14 protein-coding genes are annotated in these 15,581 nt (G+C 43.1%); 8 read left to right on the top strand and 6 right to left on the bottom strand.

Annotated elements, in window-relative coordinates:
- The first annotated feature begins 100 nt into the window (after positions 1-100).
- A complete protein-coding gene (locus QUB12_RS00630) occupies positions 101-1,282 on the top strand; it encodes a hypothetical protein (protein ID WP_333304956.1) in 1,182 nt (393 codons plus the stop codon).
- 707 nt (positions 1,283-1,989) lie between these two features.
- Here QUB12_RS00630 and QUB12_RS00625 read toward each other — a convergent pair.
- Positions 1,990-2,292 (bottom strand): hypothetical protein, encoded by a 303-nt coding sequence (locus QUB12_RS00625; protein WP_333304954.1) that lies wholly within the window; start codon positions 2,290-2,292, stop codon positions 1,990-1,992.
- 200 nt (positions 2,293-2,492) lie between these two features.
- On the opposite strand from QUB12_RS00625, the gene QUB12_RS00620 reads away from it, so the two are divergent.
- The 5 genes from QUB12_RS00620 (at position 2,493) to QUB12_RS00600 (ending at position 6,616) form a co-directional block, all read left to right on the top strand.
- Positions 2,493-2,795: a hypothetical protein gene (locus QUB12_RS00620; RefSeq protein ID WP_333304952.1), complete on the top strand. Its 303-nt coding sequence runs from the start codon at positions 2,493-2,495 to the stop codon at positions 2,793-2,795.
- Between the two features lie 116 nt (positions 2,796-2,911).
- Positions 2,912-3,586, top strand: a complete 675-nt coding sequence (locus QUB12_RS00615) for a hypothetical protein (protein WP_333304950.1) — start codon at positions 2,912-2,914, stop codon at positions 3,584-3,586.
- A 247-nt stretch (positions 3,587-3,833) separates the two neighbouring features.
- Positions 3,834-5,105 carry an RNA-guided endonuclease IscB gene (gene iscB, locus QUB12_RS00610; RefSeq protein WP_333204902.1) on the top strand — a complete coding sequence of 424 codons (1,272 nt, stop codon included), beginning with the start codon at positions 3,834-3,836 and terminating at the stop codon, positions 5,103-5,105.
- A gap of 88 nt (positions 5,106-5,193) precedes the next feature.
- Positions 5,194-5,667 (top strand): hypothetical protein, encoded by a 474-nt coding sequence (locus QUB12_RS00605; RefSeq protein ID WP_333304948.1) that lies wholly within the window; start codon positions 5,194-5,196, stop codon positions 5,665-5,667.
- A 292-nt stretch (positions 5,668-5,959) separates the two neighbouring features.
- Positions 5,960-6,616, top strand: coding sequence for a response regulator transcription factor (locus QUB12_RS00600; protein ID WP_333204906.1), 657 nt, complete (start codon positions 5,960-5,962; stop codon positions 6,614-6,616).
- Here QUB12_RS00600 and QUB12_RS00595 read toward each other — a convergent pair.
- Together QUB12_RS00595 and QUB12_RS00590 are read right to left on the bottom strand one after the other, a co-directional pair.
- Positions 6,588-7,787 (bottom strand): hybrid sensor histidine kinase/response regulator, encoded by a 1,200-nt coding sequence (locus QUB12_RS00595; RefSeq protein WP_333304946.1) that lies wholly within the window; start codon positions 7,785-7,787, stop codon positions 6,588-6,590. The genes QUB12_RS00600 and QUB12_RS00595 overlap by 29 nt on opposite strands.
- Before the next feature lie 208 nt (positions 7,788-7,995).
- Positions 7,996-9,960, bottom strand: coding sequence for a type IV secretion system DNA-binding domain-containing protein (locus QUB12_RS00590; protein ID WP_333304944.1), 1,965 nt, complete (start codon positions 9,958-9,960; stop codon positions 7,996-7,998).
- Between the two features lie 258 nt (positions 9,961-10,218).
- On the opposite strand from QUB12_RS00590, the gene QUB12_RS00585 reads away from it, so the two are divergent.
- Complete coding sequence (locus QUB12_RS00585) at positions 10,219-11,307, top strand: DUF5895 domain-containing protein (protein WP_333304942.1); 1,089 nt, start codon at positions 10,219-10,221, stop codon at positions 11,305-11,307.
- 193 nt (positions 11,308-11,500) lie between these two features.
- Here QUB12_RS00585 and QUB12_RS00580 read toward each other — a convergent pair whose 3' ends face one another.
- From QUB12_RS00580 to QUB12_RS00570, 3 genes are all read right to left on the bottom strand, one after another.
- Positions 11,501-12,076: a hypothetical protein gene (locus tag QUB12_RS00580; protein ID WP_333195854.1), complete on the bottom strand. Its 576-nt coding sequence runs from the start codon at positions 12,074-12,076 to the stop codon at positions 11,501-11,503.
- A 28-nt stretch (positions 12,077-12,104) separates the two neighbouring features.
- A complete protein-coding gene (locus QUB12_RS00575; RefSeq protein ID WP_333195855.1) occupies positions 12,105-14,204 on the bottom strand; it encodes a hypothetical protein in 2,100 nt (699 codons plus the stop codon).
- A 182-nt stretch (positions 14,205-14,386) separates the two neighbouring features.
- Complete coding sequence (locus tag QUB12_RS00570) at positions 14,387-14,608, bottom strand: hypothetical protein (RefSeq protein ID WP_333195856.1); 222 nt, start codon at positions 14,606-14,608, stop codon at positions 14,387-14,389.
- A gap of 201 nt (positions 14,609-14,809) precedes the next feature.
- Here QUB12_RS00570 and QUB12_RS00565 point away from each other — a divergent pair, with 201 nt between their 5' ends.
- Positions 14,810-15,394, top strand: a complete 585-nt coding sequence (locus QUB12_RS00565; RefSeq protein WP_333304939.1) for a class I SAM-dependent methyltransferase — start codon at positions 14,810-14,812, stop codon at positions 15,392-15,394.
- The last annotated feature ends 187 nt before the right edge of the window (positions 15,395-15,581 follow it).

The following is a 15,581-nucleotide window of genomic DNA, read 5'->3' as shown; positions in this document are numbered from 1 at the left end:
TTTTTACTGTTTTTATTAAACAAGACGCTGCTTGCATCAACATAGAATTGTGCGAACCGCTACTGCGGTTTTTAGGGGTGCATTTTTCGGACTTGTACTCATGAAAAACCAGCTTTTATTACCAGTTATTGACTCCAAAACTAGAGAGTCAACGCTGTTACATTTCAGAAAGCAACCCTATAAACCAAAGAAAAAGCAAGCTTTAATTCCTAACCTCAAACGAGATTTAAAGCCGGGCTGGCTTTTAACAATTCTCGCACAAATAGACCGATGTTTATGGGGAAGGTGGGATTATTGGGCTTTGTGTCAAGCTGTCCCCGCTCATGCCTGGATGCGGTGGAAGATGGAGCCAATGCTAGCCATTCTGGAGAACAGAAAACCAGAAATTTTACCCAAATTTGTAATTGAGGAAACTTTGCCAGCAGAACCGATTCCCCAAATTGAATGGCAGCATTCTCCTACCGCAGAAGCCATGTTAGATAATACTCTCAATTGCATTCCTCAACATGGAGAATGGAAAACTTGGTCAGCTTGGGACTATTTGGAGTTTTTCTTGGACTGGGTTTTGTTCGCATTCGGACATCCAGCTTACAAGATTTTACCCAAAGAACCCGCCGGCTGTGAAGGTGCATCAATGCGCCTTTATCAGATGTTTGACCTGTCAATTCTCATGCTATATCCTGAAGATTATATGGGCAGACTGCTACCCCAAATCTGCGGAAAGACTGCTCAAAAAAGTTCAGGATTTTATCCGACACCCTTAGCTTTGTGTCAGTTCATATCTAAGTTAGTCAGTGGCGATAAAACAGAGCGAATTTCCAGCTTCAATGAACCTGCGTGCGGTACGGGTGCTTTAATGTTAACACAGTCAAATTACTGTCTGAGCGGTATCGGTCAAGATATAGACCCTACTCTGTTAAAATGCGCTTTGTTTCAGTTTTATCTGTTTTCACCTTGGCTGGCTGTTCCGATTTGGTGGTTGGGTCAAACTGATTTGCTCCTCGGCAATACTTTAAGTAGCGAGCGACCTCAATCAATGAACGCCACTTCTTGGTACAATGAGTGGTTTGAGCCTGTCGAGTCTCAGGCTAAAAATCATACTGATTGTCCAGTCGAACATGAAATAAGTTCAGGAGAAAGCTCAGAAGTTATTGACTTGAATGAGAGGACATCAATTCACTCAAATCCATTAGTTCAAGAAGTTGTTAAGGGCAAACGCCGACCCAGAAAGATGACGACATCGCCTCACCAATTTACGCTGTTTAATTTAGACGAGTTCTAGCTCAATACCTACCTATCGAACGATTGTTGTGGTGCAGGTGAAGAGTTGAGTAAATCGCATTTAAGGTTTTTTTCACTGTTAGCAACCAAGCTACCGATATTGCTGGCAAGCTATCACGCATGAGTTCGTAATTCGGAAAGCAACAAGCCGAAGAAAGCGCCGTCAGACACTCAGTTGCGAGCGCGACTACACAACCAATTTAGGGTGCATAAACGTCAGAACCACTAATTTATCAATGTCTATGCACCCTAAACGCCGGTAATTTAGGGTGCATAAACGTCAGAACCACTAATTTATCAATGTCTATGCACCCTAAATGACTCGCTTGCTTTAGGGTGCATAAACGCCAGAACCACTAATTTATCAATGTCTATGCACCCTAAACATCGGTAATTTAGGGTGCATGGATGCCAAAACCATTAATCTATCAATCGCTATGCACCCTAAACGCCGATAATTTAGGGTGCATGGATGCCAAAACCATTAATCTATCAATCGCTATGCACCCTAAACGCCGATAATTTAGGGTGCATGGATGCCAGAACCAGTAATCTATCAATGTCTATGCACCCTAAACGCCGATAATTTAGGGTGCATGGATGCCAGAACCAGTAATCTATCAATGTCTATGCACCCTAAACGCCGATAATTTAGGGTGCATAAACGTCAGAATTACTAATCTATCAATCGCTATGCACCCTAAAAACTTAAGGCTTGAGCTTGCCCAGATAGAACGAATGATGCGTGCCGCCCTTACGAAATCTCAAGTAGGCATAGGGGCCGCATCCTTTGATTGTCTTGGATTCGATGTATCCCGTACTACCGCGCGCACCAGTAGCAGCCATTTTTTCTTCCCGTTTTTCTTCCCAGTCTGAGTCGGCTTCCAACTCCGACAACCTTTTCTCTTCAGCGTCAATTAGCACGTCAATTGCATCGAGAAGGTACTTGAGCTCTTCCAGCTTAAGTTGATAGCAATCCTGCAACACGCTGTGCAGCGTTGCAATTTTCACGGAACAACTGCGCTTTTTGGGCATAACCAGTCAAATTTATGGGGCAAAAGCGATAGCATACTCTGCAAATATCGAGTCATTGCACCCTAAACTGATAGAGCACAAACGGGCTAAAGTTTCCACTCACACCTCGTGTCTTGTACAATTTTTAGTATAGGCTTACCGCTTGTTAAAACTGTAGCACAGATATAAGGTCGAGCATGGGACGGAAACAGAGATCGCCTTCAGGCATTGTTTTTCGAGCACGAGTTGCACAACAGACACCAGAAAAACTTGAAAAGCTAGCAGCTTCTATGGGTCACTTGTACGGAGGCAAGGGAAAACCCGGTGCCCTACTAGATATGCTGGCATCGGGAGATTTGGTTCTCGTACCCAAAACCGCAACAGATGTCATCAAATCTGTGGCACAGTTTTTAGAAGAAACCGAGCAGCCAACCGTCAAATTGGATCTTTTGCAGGGGGACGGTAGTCAAACAATTCCTGCAGGGTCACAGCAAATCTAGACCAATCTGTTCCTGATCGTGAGCAGATGTGGCTATAAACTTTTAATCCTATTATGCGCTCTCGGACTTTTTCTGCGGCGATCGCCACTATTGCTCAGCCTTTTATGCTCTGAGCAATGTATCTTCTTACTCTGTCCAACCTCAATCAAACTGTCCAGCCTAACCAACTACAAAAACCATCTTTAGTTCCCAACTATCTCCAACAACATTTGCAGCTACTTGTCAAGCAAATTTTAATGGGATTACCTGTTGAGCCAATTCTCAATAACTATCCGCAGTTACAGCAGTGGGTTAACGAACTTAAAGAATTATCGCCAACACTATTTTTACCGCAGCGTAAACTGTTTGTTGACATTACACTTCAAGCAAAACTACACCTAAGAAAGCAGGGAGAAACAGTAAAACACCCTTCCCCTTCATTTAAAGTAATACAAGTTCCTGCAAATGTTGGTTTTGTCAAAGAACGACCAAAGCTATTTGAGTGGGCGATTCGGCATCCTGTAATGACTTGGGAAGACCGGGTAAAGTTATGGGTAGCTGCTCAATTCTTTAAGATAGAGCCTGAAAAGCTGCAACTAATTGTTTTGGCGTTGCATCCAAATCAACCTGCACAAAAAGTTAAATTTGTCTGGGACACTAAGCAACATCGACAAACCAGAAATTGGTTGCAAACTCAAATTCATTCTCAAACAATCAGTGAATTTATTAGTTTCGGTTATGCTTTAGGGGCAAAACCAGAGTCAATAGCAACTGCTATTAATTTCGATGAAATCGATGAAGTTACGCTTTAACTCGTTCAGTCAGTAACTCAGGGCTAAGTGCCACTGAGCTTGTAAGAAATTGCAAGCTATGCTGACCAGCCTAAGATTCTCGAAATCTACGTTATTTGAGTCACGACACCCTGTGGATGCGAAGCTAGTCCCTTGCCCTGTCATCTGCAATTAAACAGCCTTAAAGTCACTGAGGCAGTGTTGCAGGTTTAAAAAGCTCTTATAACATTGGCGAAGCTAACATTACACGCAAGTGGAGGACACAACAATGTCCAATTTTATTTTCGTACTCGATACAAACAAAAGACCACTAACACCTTGCAAACCGTCAATGGCTCGCAAATTGTTAACTGCCGGTAAAGCGGCTGTTTTCAGAATGTTCCCAATCACAATTATCCTCAAAAAGGTGGTAACAGCAACGATTAAATCAATCACTCTCAAATTAGATCCAGGTTCAAAAACTACTGGTATCGCATTATTGCAAGGTGAGAAAGTAATTTTTGGCGCTGAACTAACTCATCGAGGTCAAGCCATCAAAGCAAGTCTTGATTCCCGTCGCGCACTACGTCGAGGGCGACGAAACCGTCATACTCGCTACCGCCGAGCAAGGTTTTTAAACCGTACCCGCCAAAAAGGATGGTTAGCGCCATCCTTGCAGCACCGGGTAGAAACCACCCTAACTTGGGTTAATAAATTACGCAGACTTGCACCAATCAGTTCGATCATTCAAGAGCTTGTCAGATTTGACCTACAACAACTAGAAAACCCAGAAATTAGTGGGCTGGAATACCAGCAAGGTATTTTATGTGGGTACGAAATTCGCGAATATTTATTGAACAAGTGGAATAGGAAATGTGCTTACTGCAACATTGAAAATGTACCCTTGCAAGTTGAACATATTCATCCAAAAGCTAAAGGAGGAAGTAATCGAATTTCTAATCTCTGCCTTGCTTGTGAGAAGTGTAACCAGAAGAAAGGCAGTCAAGATATTCAGCAATTTTTAGCCAAGAAACCTGACATCTTGAAGCACATTCTTGCACAAGCAAAACGTCCGCTCAAAGATGCCGCTGCCGTGAATTCGACCCGATGGGCGTTGTTTTCTCGACTAAAAGAAACGGGGTTGCCCGTTTTGACTGGTTCAGGTGGACTGACAAAGTTCAATCGTACTCGACTGCAACTACCTAAAACTCATTGGATTGATGCTGCTTGTGTTGGTCAACTTGAATCATTGTCTGTAGTCACGAGTAAACCATTACTAATCAAAGCAACTGGACATGGAACTCGTCAAATGTGCCGTACCGATAAATTTGGCTTCCCATCTCGGTACGTTCCGAGAAACAAGTTTGTCAAAGGTTTTCAGACTGGTGACATCGTAAAAGTAATCGTTACCAGTGGTAAAAAGATAGGTGAGTATGTTGGTCGGGTTGCGGTTAGATCGACTGGTTCATTCAATATCTCGGCATCAGAATTGGTGCAAGGGATTAGCCATAAATACTGCAAAACTATTCACTATAAAGATGGGTACAGCTACTCATTTTGAATTTAAAGATTCAAGGCGATTGAAATCGCCGAGCCGTTTTCCTCTCAGGACTGAAGTCGCTGAGTTTCCCACTTACCGAGTGTTTTTTATGAAAGCTGCGGAATTTGAATGTCCCGTAGTTTGTGAAGAACTTGATTTCTCGGCTAAAAAGCAATCCCTAGGAGAGAAAGGTAGAAAATATGCCCGGATGTTGTCGGGCTGGGCATACAGCGAGTTCTACAAACAACTCAATTCTATTTTGTCGAATCGCGGAATTGAGTTAATTGCAGTCAACCCGGCTTATTCGAGTATTATCGGCTTGGTAAAATACCTAAAAATGTATGGCTTAGCCAGCGATGAATCAGCCACACTGGTAATTGCTTGCAGGGCTATGAAATTAAGTGAAAAAATACCTCGCTCCTTAACCGCCTATTCCGAGATGAACCCGGAAAAGCACGTTTGGAGCGAGTGGAATCAACTGAATAGAAAAATCAAGCGTTCCGCTGTAATATCACGTCGTTGTGATTATTATAGCGTTTCTAACTGGAGTTTCTTGGTCAATCTCGATACCGAGGAAGCGTAAGCGCGCTTGTAAGAACGTTTAAAGCTTATACCGCAGAGCTTACCCAGGTTTGCCTAGGTTTTTATAAGCGGTCATTGATAGGGAGGTGGACTTCAAGGGAGACTAGCTCAACTATAGTTAATGTACCTCCTCCCTACGACTCTCAAACCAAAGACAGACTAGCAGTATTAAAAATCTTCCCAACAGATGAGGACAATACTAGCTTACAAGTTCAACAATTTAGGAACGAGCTAAAGCTTTCTGTCAAATTTCGGCAGAAAGTTCGCCTCCTATCTTTAATCTGGAGAAAAAAATGATCGCTGGAGTAAAAGCAACCAAACCATCAACCATCCTAATTGTCGAAGACGATCCCATGATGCAATTGGGACTATCACGACTCCTAGCAACAGAACCTCAATTTACTATTGTCGGGCAGGTAGAAGATGGCAATTCAGCAATAGATGTAGCTTCCAAGCTAAAACCAGATATTATCCTCATGGATATTGGCTTACCTGATATCGACGGCATTGCTGCTGCCAGTCAAATAAAAGCATTGCTACCCCATACCCGCATCCTCATGCTAACTTCACACACCAGTGATACAGAAGTATTGGCTTCCTTATCTTGTGGAACAGAGGGTTATTGCATTAAAGGGACTAGCACAGAACAGCTATTAACAGCCATCAATGCTGTCCGAGAAGGTAGCACCTACCTAGACGCTAAAATTGCCACTTGTGTCATTCAAAATCTCAGAAAACCCACAACCAACTGCGAAGAATCCCTGTTTACCGCGCGAGAATTGACGGTATTAAAACTAATGGCAGAGGGCAAAAGCAATAAAGATATCGGTTATCAACTGCACTTAAGCCCTAATACTATCAAAGGTTACATTAAAGCGATTTTCAACAAAATGGAGACTAACGATCGCGTACAAGCTGCGGTTATTGCCCTGCGTAGTGGTCTGGTTTAAACACTGGCAAAGTGAACCAAAAAGTAGTACCCTTACCTAGCTCACTCTCTACACCAATTTCTCCACCATGCGCCTCGACTATTTGCTTCGAGATGTAAAGCCCTAAGCCAACCCCAGCAGTACGCTTAACACCACTACCTCGCACGTACAGTTCAAACAATGAAGCACAATGCTCTGATTTTATTCCCACCCCATTATCTCTCACCGTGCAGCGTAGATAAGAGGCCTCTGGCTCCAGCGATGCACCTAATGTTAACGTAAATCCAATTGGATTGTATTTGAGAGCATTGCCAATCAAATTTTCAAAGACTCGCCTGAGCTGAGCGGAATCGGCATTAACTAAAGGTAAATCAGGAGTAAATTGATAATTGAGGACAACTTGGCGTTTTGCCAACATTAATTCCCACTCTAAGAGAATGCTGCGTGTCAAACTGTAGAGATCCATTGGCTGTAACTCCAAAGGGACACCTACAATATCACCCTGCTGCATTTCAATCAGAGAATTAATCAGTTTGATTTGGCGCAAACAGCTTTGCAGGATACTTTCTAAACTTGACTTATCAATAACAACTTCATTTTCTCCTACCACTTTCTTCGGTTTAACTGACTGCTCTTTGAGGAAACATTGCAAAATAATTGACATTCCTGTAATGGGATTTCGCAAGTCGTGGGAAACAGCGTGCATAAAAACTTTCAAACCCATTTCAGCCTGTTGTCTTTCCTGAATTTCCTGAGCGAGTTGGCTATTTTGTGTAACCAGTTGTTTGTTAGCACAAAGAAGTTGCTGCTGCAATCGGCTCATTTTTAGCTGAGCTTCCACTCGTACCAGCACTTCCATCGGCTCAAAGGGTTTAATAATGTAGTCAGCGCCACCTGTTTCAAACCCTTTTACTTTGTCAAAAATATCATCCAAAGCACTAATAAAAATAATCGGAATTTCTGCCGTATTCTCTTGTGCTTTTAAGTGACGGCAGACTTCATAGCCATCCATCCCTGGCATTTTTACGTCCAACAAAATTAAGTCGGGAGGCTGGAGGCTCACTGCTTTTAACGCTCGCTCTCCACTAATGACCTTCCTGACTTTGTAGCCACTTTCAACCAGCACTTTAGACAGTAAGTGAATGTTGTCACGGCTGTCATCTACAATCAAAATATCAGCTTTTATTTGCATAATTTAAGAGGGGGAGGGGGAAGGGGAAGGGAAGGGGAAGGGGGGAGAAAGGGAAGGGAGGGGATTAGAGGTTTACTTCCTACTCACTTCTTTGTACTTTTGAGAAGGCGAGGGGAAAGGAGAAGGAAGGATAAATTTTCGCTTTTCTTTATTCAATAAAAGCAGGATTTACGCAATTGGTACATTATCCCCAAATAATCAGCTTTTTCTACCCTTCCCCTTCCCCTTCCCCCTCCCCTTCTTTCCCAATCTCAGCATTTAGCAGTTTCTTCCTAAGACTGCTAAAAATTAATGCTTCCGCAGCCAGAGACTTAGAAGAATTGGCAACATTCCTAACCTCCACCTCTCCAGTTGTCACTGGTTCATCGGGGTCATTGGGATGAGGCAGCATTTTTTCAGCAGCTCGAATCCGATTTTCCAATTCCTGATCGATATTAATTAATTGTCCTGTCAATCGGTTAACAGACAGCAAGGCTGCTCTTTGAGACAACTGCGGACAGATATGACTGTCCCAGAGAGCTTCTGACTCTTTAGCTTGCTTTAAGTCTCGTTGTCGAACCGGGATTTTCAAGGAATAGGGAAACAGAGCTTCTGAATCCGAACTGTAAGCCGGTGAAGTGATAACGCACTTCCCTTGCGGAAACCTCAGAATCTCATCGGCACTCAAAAGCGGTTTCTTTTGCAACTGCTCGCTCCAATTGACAGAACGGCTTGTTTGTTGCCCCGTCGAGCTACCTGTAGAGCGATTTTTTACCAGCACTTCCACTTCCCCATACCGCTTAGAATACTTCTCCGCTGTATCAAAATCACCGGGGTTGAACAACACATGAGTTGACAAAGCACTTGCGATCGCCGCCCCTTTTTTATCCCCATAGAGATTATAGAGTTGATTGAGGGATTGAATGCCAACAATCGGCACGCCACCAGCCGAACGATATTCGTTAGCCCACTGATCCATTCTATCGAACTTGAGAGACGGAAACTCATCGAGACAGTACACAAATGGGTCAGAACGTACTCGACTCAAATTAGACACTACACATAAGTGAATAGCAGCAGCTAATAGCGGCCCCACTACAGTGCGCCTTTGGTCGTCTAATTTAAAAATAATGCACTTTTTGCCCGACAAAACAATGGGAATTGTACTGTGACCAATAAATGCCCGCAGCAAATCTTTTTGAATAAAACTTGAATAAGTTGCCTCTGCACTTGCCTTGATACCCGCCACTGTTTTTTCAGCATCTTTTGAACTTAATAACTGTGAAAAACTAGACGCAATCCACCTGTCCATTTTGAGAGGATGACCCTCCGGGCGGTGGACAGCATGGTGAATGCGACTAACTAAATCGGGAAGCTGAATAATCGCATAAACAAAAGCCAAATCCGGGTAAGGACTGCCTTTTGCTAACTGCACTAAACCCTTCGCCATTAACTCCCCTGCTTTCTCAAAAAACTCATTACCTTTACTCTCTCCCGGACTTGCATTGCGAGCAATAACTTGCCCAATTTCTGCTGCCATTACAGCATCTTGTGCATCCCTCATAAAATCCAGAGGATTAATAGTACCACTGTAAGCTTCCCCCGGTGCAAACACTTGCACGTCATAGCCGTAGCGCACTGCCAGGGGCGCGTGCAGCTTCATCTGGTCTCCTTTTTTATCGTAAATAATCACAGGAAAGCCTTGCTGAAATGCACTCTCAACCATCCGATCAATCACACTAAAGGTTTTGCCAGAACCCGGAGCACCAATTACTAAAGTACCGCGTTCAGCATGAGGAAACCAAACAGTAGGATTTGCGCCTAATAGCGTTTGTAACTGAGCGCTCAATACCTTTATATTTTTGAACCAATAAGTCGGCGTGCCGCTCCATAAAGTAACGGGTTGCCGCTTTTTTTCTTTCATTTGTTTGAGCGCTAAACTGGTCGCTGCCATCTTTTCAGCCGTACCGCACAACCGACCGGAAGTAACTTTCCCTTTGCCACTTCCAATGATCTTGGAGAAAACAAACAAAGCTAGTAATAAGCCTAGCATTGAAAGTCCTTCTGGATTGATAAATTGACCAATCAAACCCTTGAAGTCTATACCAATAAGCGGGCGTTTAGTGACAGGCTGGGTTTGGACTTGAAGCACTAATTTTGGGTTGTTTTGAGAAAACAATTGAAGATTTTTCATAGGAAGGGGAAGGGGAAGGGGAAGGGGAAGGGGAAGGAAAAACTAGGTTATTGGGGGAGGGGGAAAGGAGAAGGGGAAGAAGAAGGCTGCGCCGTGAGATATACCGAACGGAAAAACAGGTTATTGTTAGCTTTTATTGCTACTAAGCTGTCATCTACAAACCTGCAATCTGCTGTATCCTTCCTTCCCCTTCCCCTTCTACATTAAAAGAACGGCTATCGCCTATGAAGGGTTGATAACGACTCAAATAAGTAAATAATGGTCAGAACTAATAACGCCACACCCCAAACAAAGACTAAAATATCAACACCTAAAAGTGCAAAGGAAGCTACTCAAGAAAACACAACTTCTGAAGCATATCAAGTTGACCCAGAACTATTCGGCAGTGGATACAATCAAGCACGCAAACCGTCTTTACCCTACGGTATTGTCATCAATGACAACCCTGCTGGCATCTTAATTCCTACTGACCAACTCATCAAAGCTGAGTGGTACTCCATCCCGTCTGAATCAGACTTAACAACAGTTGAGTTAACTGAAGAAGTGACAGGATTGCTGCTCCAAAAAGTGAAAATTTTGGTATTAGCTTTTATGCCAGAGTACATTCGATACAAGGATATTGAAGAAAATGGTGAATTAGCTGGTGCATTTGTTGGATTGTATGACGAATACCGCCATAGTTTCAACAAAAAGATGCAGGAAGTCTGTTCAGAACACGCTCTCATTTTCTTAAATTCCCAGAATTTACCATTGCACAAATCCCCCATAGTAGTGCGGTTCAAAAATGTATCTCTTTGGAGCTTTAAGAGTGCTAGAGAAGAGTTTTACCGCAACTTAGAAAGGGCATTTGCTGATTACTTTGAGGTAGAATACAGTGGCAAAAATGACCGATGGCGCTCATTAGGAGTTTTGAATGTTCACTTCCGAGCTATCAAAGAAGGGGAAGGCAAAAATAAATCGTTCTGCTGCAAAACTTACAGCATTACTAAGCCAACTCAGGCGAATTTGCCTAAACTATATCTCGGTAAGCCGAAGCAGAAAAAAGAGGTTTGGAATTTACACAATAGCATTGGTGGCTTTCTTGAAGCTGGAGAAGCTCAATTACCAGCTTTAGCGGCTGATACTGATAACCAACCAGAACGTTCAGCATCCCTTAAAGTTCAGGTGTTGCCTGCTTTAAGTAAAAATTCAGACCACCGTAAAGGTCAAGCGAAAAGTCAATCCAAGCTACCTCGTAAAATAGCACAAGTTGAGTCAGAATTTGATACAGAACTAGACGAATTGGATGACTTTGAAGAACCGACAGAGGTTCAAATTGAGGTGGATGGAGAAACTGACCTTGATTAAGTTTTGAAGAACAGAGGGAAGGGGAAGGAAAGATAATTTTAGCTTTCCTTTCTTCAATCAATACTTCGGAAAGTTTGGGGAAAATGACTACAAGGGTTAATTGGCTCTTGGTGGTAATTTTTCTCAAACTCTTATCCTGTCGTCGTTGGTAATCAAAAACTGTGCGATACTCTGCACTCCGCATTCCCCTTTTCTATGTCAATTGATAGACAAGCCCATTATAGCAAAACTTCAGCCTGCGTTGGCTTTTTTTTACGAGTTGGTTGACCAGTAAACAGGGCAATTCCACGTCACCTTGTTCGCCTCTTTCAACTTCAAATAAAGCTGTTTTTGGGGCAATATTGGGGTTAAGGTAAGCTGTGAAAACTTCGCTCTGAGCCTGATTTTTATCATTAGGAATTAAGTAGCCAACGTAAAGACAGCCCATCTTGCCACACAGCTTAGAATTGTTAAAGTCGTACAAATTCAGTTGACCTTTCTTACCCGTCACTTGTTGGACACGCATAGTGGCGATCGCTTCTTTTGGCTCCAAAATACTGCTATGAGACTGTACAATCTCGCTCAAAATTTCTGCGGGAGCAATTCCACTAGCTTTCTCCCAGGACAACTGAGACAAAGTTGTATCACTACTCGCACTGCAAGCAGCCGTACCCAATAGCATTGCTAAGCCAATAAAAACTGTTAAACCAATGCGAAACCAATAGCCAGCCCGATTCAACCAAGCTGGGGGTTGACTGTATTTGACTACCTGTTCATTCAACTCTTGCATATTTTCCTCTATTCAAATGCTAATAAATTCAATGAGTGAGTGTAGTTGCCGCTATTGCTACTGCTAAACCCAAAATGGCTTGTAGTAGGAATGATTTGAACTGGCGTACTGAAAATTCTCCCCTAAAGAACTGTATTGACCCTAAAACCATGCTGATAGTCGCGGCTATTGGCAACCAACGAGTACGCCAAGTCCATGTCTCACCGCCAGAGTGGTTGCTGATAGAACTCGAAATGCAACTGCTATTGTTGCGGTTATAGTTGTAAAGCGTTTTGACTTTTTCTCCGTACTGCTTAAGCGAGTAGCCTCCTAAAATGTCCGAGTAGCTGGCATCCACCTTGCTACCAGAACCCCCAAAGTGCTTTTGTGCCACTCGTTCAATTAAGCGATCGCCACTGAATAACTGCCTAGTTTTCGGGTCAATTTCCTGCTGCGTGCCAACTACACTCTCAGCCAGAGAATTTTGCAAAACCCGATCTTGAACCGCTGGGGGAAAATATTGAAAAAGCTCCTCAGAAGTAGGCTGGGTGCCACTATTAACTTTCTTGAGGAACTCCGCACCCCCAGGTACAGAAGCGATCGCCTCCTGCACATCTTCCCGGTAGCTCATCAATTGATAGCGACCGAATGCCCGCCCGCAGTTGCGATCGCCATCTGCACAGGTAGCGGTACCGATTGCTTCGTAGTCACCACTACCTGCACTTTCCAAATTGGCGATCGCCTCGGATAAAGCAGCCACATCAACATTGTTAATGTAGGTGGCAGGTTGGACGCAATCTCCCTTTGATTCGGGAATGGCCTTCTTTGTGGGCAGACGGTTTTGTTTAAGCTGAGACGGCTGTTGATTTGAGCCTTTTGGTTGGGAAAGTTTAGGTGAGGATACAGCATCAGTAGGGCGAGAAATACTGTTAGAAGCACCCCCCTCCACTTTGCCAACAAAGATAGGGGAATTTGTTTGGTAGGACAAGAACGGAAATGGGCCAATAATGTAAGGCGATTTCCCACAAGGCAAACTAAACCTGAAGTACAGAGCCGTGTCAACAGTATCGCTGGTTTCTGATGGCTCCATTACTACTACTTTAAACGCATCTCCAAAGGGATGCCGACCCGTTGGCTCCCAACCAGCCAAACAGCCAGAACCGCCTTGCACTTCCTGATATTTACCGCTAATCCACTGCTTCCCTTCCAGTTTTGATGCAAGCTTGCGACCGCTGTTTTCTAAGTCATCAAGTTCAATGTAAGCGCAATCTTTCTCGCACGCTACCGCAAATCCTTCTACGTTAGAACCTGAGATTGTATTAGAGCGCTTACTTTCAGCCGTGCCATAGATCATGTCAATTCGCATCGCAGTTAAACCCAGTTCTCCCACAGGAATTGGGAAACTGCTCAAAGGCACTTGATTGAGTAAGGGAATGTCAGCAATCCGCTCTGATATCCATCCCTCAAACTGCTCTAAATTGACACTTGACAAAGAGGGAATGTCCGTTAAAGAGAACCCAGAAAGGTCGATTTGTTTGAGAGAAGCTTCTGCAAACTGGGGAAATTTAGACATAACTTGACTGAGCGGGAGTTCGCCAGCATTAGAGGTATTTATGAGCGAAGTTTGAGAAGCTAAAGATGCAAGAGGGGCAACTTCTTTCAATTTGAAAGAGCTTAAATTCGGCACAATTTGGATGAGCTTCTCTACCTTTTGTCTGCCCAAGAGTGGAAATGCTGCTAGAGAGATATTTTCTAGGTTTGTTCCTCCTGTTGCTAACTGTTCAATGCTTTCAAGAGAAAGAATTTCTGGTTTGAGAGCTTCGCTGAGGTCTCCGAGTTGCAAGATTTGGTCAGGAGTGTTGCCTTGTGACCAACTCCGGCCTCCCCAACTAGATGAATTAGAAACTGGTGGTAAGTTGCTAAAAGTAATTTGGCTCCAGTCAGGCAATAAAACTCTTGTAGCAGACTTTTGTTGGTCATTACCAGGAATTTCCCAGATCCGAACTGGTAAGGAATTTAACTCAGAAGCATTAGCAATCCCTGGGAATTCCAGTGCTAGTGCAACAGAAATTAACCCAATTGCTGTAGCTGTTATTAAGAGCCAAATTAACTTATTCAGGTCAAAGCGAACATTATTTAGCACTTTCATAGCATTGGCAGTTCCAATAAGTAGAGCGGTTTTCAGTTGCCTGATAACAGGGTAGTTGCTAATTGCTAATTGCTAATTGCTAATTAAAAGCAGTACCTACCCAATTGAAAACTGCTATAAGTGGGAAGGTTGGGTTGCCTATGTTATGAGTGTCATAAAGCTGCCCTTCCCACTCCCAACTGTTAAATTTCTAGCTCTAACTGTGGATTGGGATGAGATGCTGTGTCTGTCCAAGCATGATCGGCTAGATTAGACTCGTCGTACACATTTTCTTGATAGCCGTCTTCAAAATTACCTTGTTGAGATTTCTGAGGTAGTGAATAGCCGGCTGATTCATAGCCCTCTGACTGGTAGCCAGAAGTGTTGTAGCTTGATGTGGATTCGTCTGAGTAATTAGGGTTCATAACAATACATGAAACTAGAAAACACTTCTAGCCTAAATTAACGATAAAACTAATGCCATCACCACAATCGACAATCTTTAATACCTCAACTGGATCGATCCTAATGGAGGGGGATAGGTTTAACTGTAAACAACAACCTTCTTTAGCAATAGCTTGCTGTCGATTGCGGTTGCCAACAAACTATTAACTACTCCTGGGATTATGAATTCTTTACCTATCCATCCTCCAAACCTGTACGAGAAACTATTAACTAATCCACCTTATTCGTGGTTTCCATCATCAGAATTTGTTTTAGAAGAAATGTTAAAATATGCTCAAGTCACTCCGGGCATTGTAGCGTTAGATCCGACAGCCGGAGAAGGCGCTGTTGCTAGAAAATTGCAATCTGCTGGAGCCGTTGTTGATGTCATTGAAATTAATCCTTTGCTGCAACAAATTTTATTTCAGCAAGGATTTAATTTGGTTGGATCAGATTTTATGAAAACTGAACCCCAGCGTCTCTATCGAGTATTAGTAGCCAATCCTCCTTTTTCATTTAGTCCATTAAAAAGAGGAGTTGACTTAACAATTATTAGACGAGCTTTCGATCTATTTCTCGCACCCGGTGGGCGATTGATTTCAGTTGTCAGCGCTTCTCACAAGCATAGCGAATGTTCCAAGGCGAGAGGGTTTAGGGGATGGTTAAATCAAATTGATGCCCAACTAATTGAACTGCCCCTAGAAGCTTTTTGGGGAACATTAAGACCTGTTACTGTCGAATCGTGGTTAGTAATTGCTAAAAAATAAGGGGAAGGGGAAGGGGATGGTTGCTGAACCCAGTCGAAGTAAGGAAGGATAAATTTTCACTTTTATTTCTTCAATAAAAACTAACAATAAACTGGATTTTTCCTTCCCCTTTCCCTTCCCTAAATAACTTATTTTTCCTCACCCTCTCCCCTCTCCCCTTCTCCCCTTCTCCCTCCCTTTCTCTTAA

It is taken from the genome of Microcoleus sp. B7-D4 (genome assembly GCF_036705125.1).
Taxonomy (GTDB): Bacteria; Cyanobacteriota; Cyanobacteriia; order Cyanobacteriales; family Microcoleaceae; genus Microcoleus.
This window is presented reverse-complemented; position numbering and strand designations above follow the sequence as displayed.

What these genes read in the sequence shown, in the direction of transcription:
- QUB12_RS00630 (WP_333304956.1), top strand. Translation starts at nt 101, where the DNA reads ATGAAAAACCAGCTTTTATTACCAGTTATTGACTCCAAAACTAGAGAG.
- QUB12_RS00620 (WP_333304952.1), top strand. Translation starts at nt 2,493, where the DNA reads ATGGGACGGAAACAGAGATCGCCTTCAGGCATTGTTTTTCGAGCACGA.
- QUB12_RS00615 (WP_333304950.1), top strand. Translation starts at nt 2,912, where the DNA reads ATGTATCTTCTTACTCTGTCCAACCTCAATCAAACTGTCCAGCCTAAC.
- iscB (WP_333204902.1), top strand. Translation starts at nt 3,834, where the DNA reads ATGTCCAATTTTATTTTCGTACTCGATACAAACAAAAGACCACTAACA.
- QUB12_RS00605 (WP_333304948.1), top strand. Translation starts at nt 5,194, where the DNA reads ATGAAAGCTGCGGAATTTGAATGTCCCGTAGTTTGTGAAGAACTTGAT.
- QUB12_RS00600 (WP_333204906.1), top strand. Translation starts at nt 5,960, where the DNA reads ATGATCGCTGGAGTAAAAGCAACCAAACCATCAACCATCCTAATTGTC.
- QUB12_RS00595 (WP_333304946.1), bottom strand. Translation starts at nt 7,787, where the DNA reads ATGCAAATAAAAGCTGATATTTTGATTGTAGATGACAGCCGTGACAAC.
- QUB12_RS00590 (WP_333304944.1), bottom strand. Translation starts at nt 9,960, where the DNA reads ATGAAAAATCTTCAATTGTTTTCTCAAAACAACCCAAAATTAGTGCTT.
- QUB12_RS00585 (WP_333304942.1), top strand. Translation starts at nt 10,219, where the DNA reads ATGGTCAGAACTAATAACGCCACACCCCAAACAAAGACTAAAATATCA.
- QUB12_RS00580 (WP_333195854.1), bottom strand. Translation starts at nt 12,076, where the DNA reads ATGCAAGAGTTGAATGAACAGGTAGTCAAATACAGTCAACCCCCAGCT.
- QUB12_RS00575 (WP_333195855.1), bottom strand. Translation starts at nt 14,204, where the DNA reads ATGAAAGTGCTAAATAATGTTCGCTTTGACCTGAATAAGTTAATTTGG.
- QUB12_RS00570 (WP_333195856.1), bottom strand. Translation starts at nt 14,608, where the DNA reads ATGAACCCTAATTACTCAGACGAATCCACATCAAGCTACAACACTTCT.
- QUB12_RS00565 (WP_333304939.1), top strand. Translation starts at nt 14,810, where the DNA reads ATGAATTCTTTACCTATCCATCCTCCAAACCTGTACGAGAAACTATTA.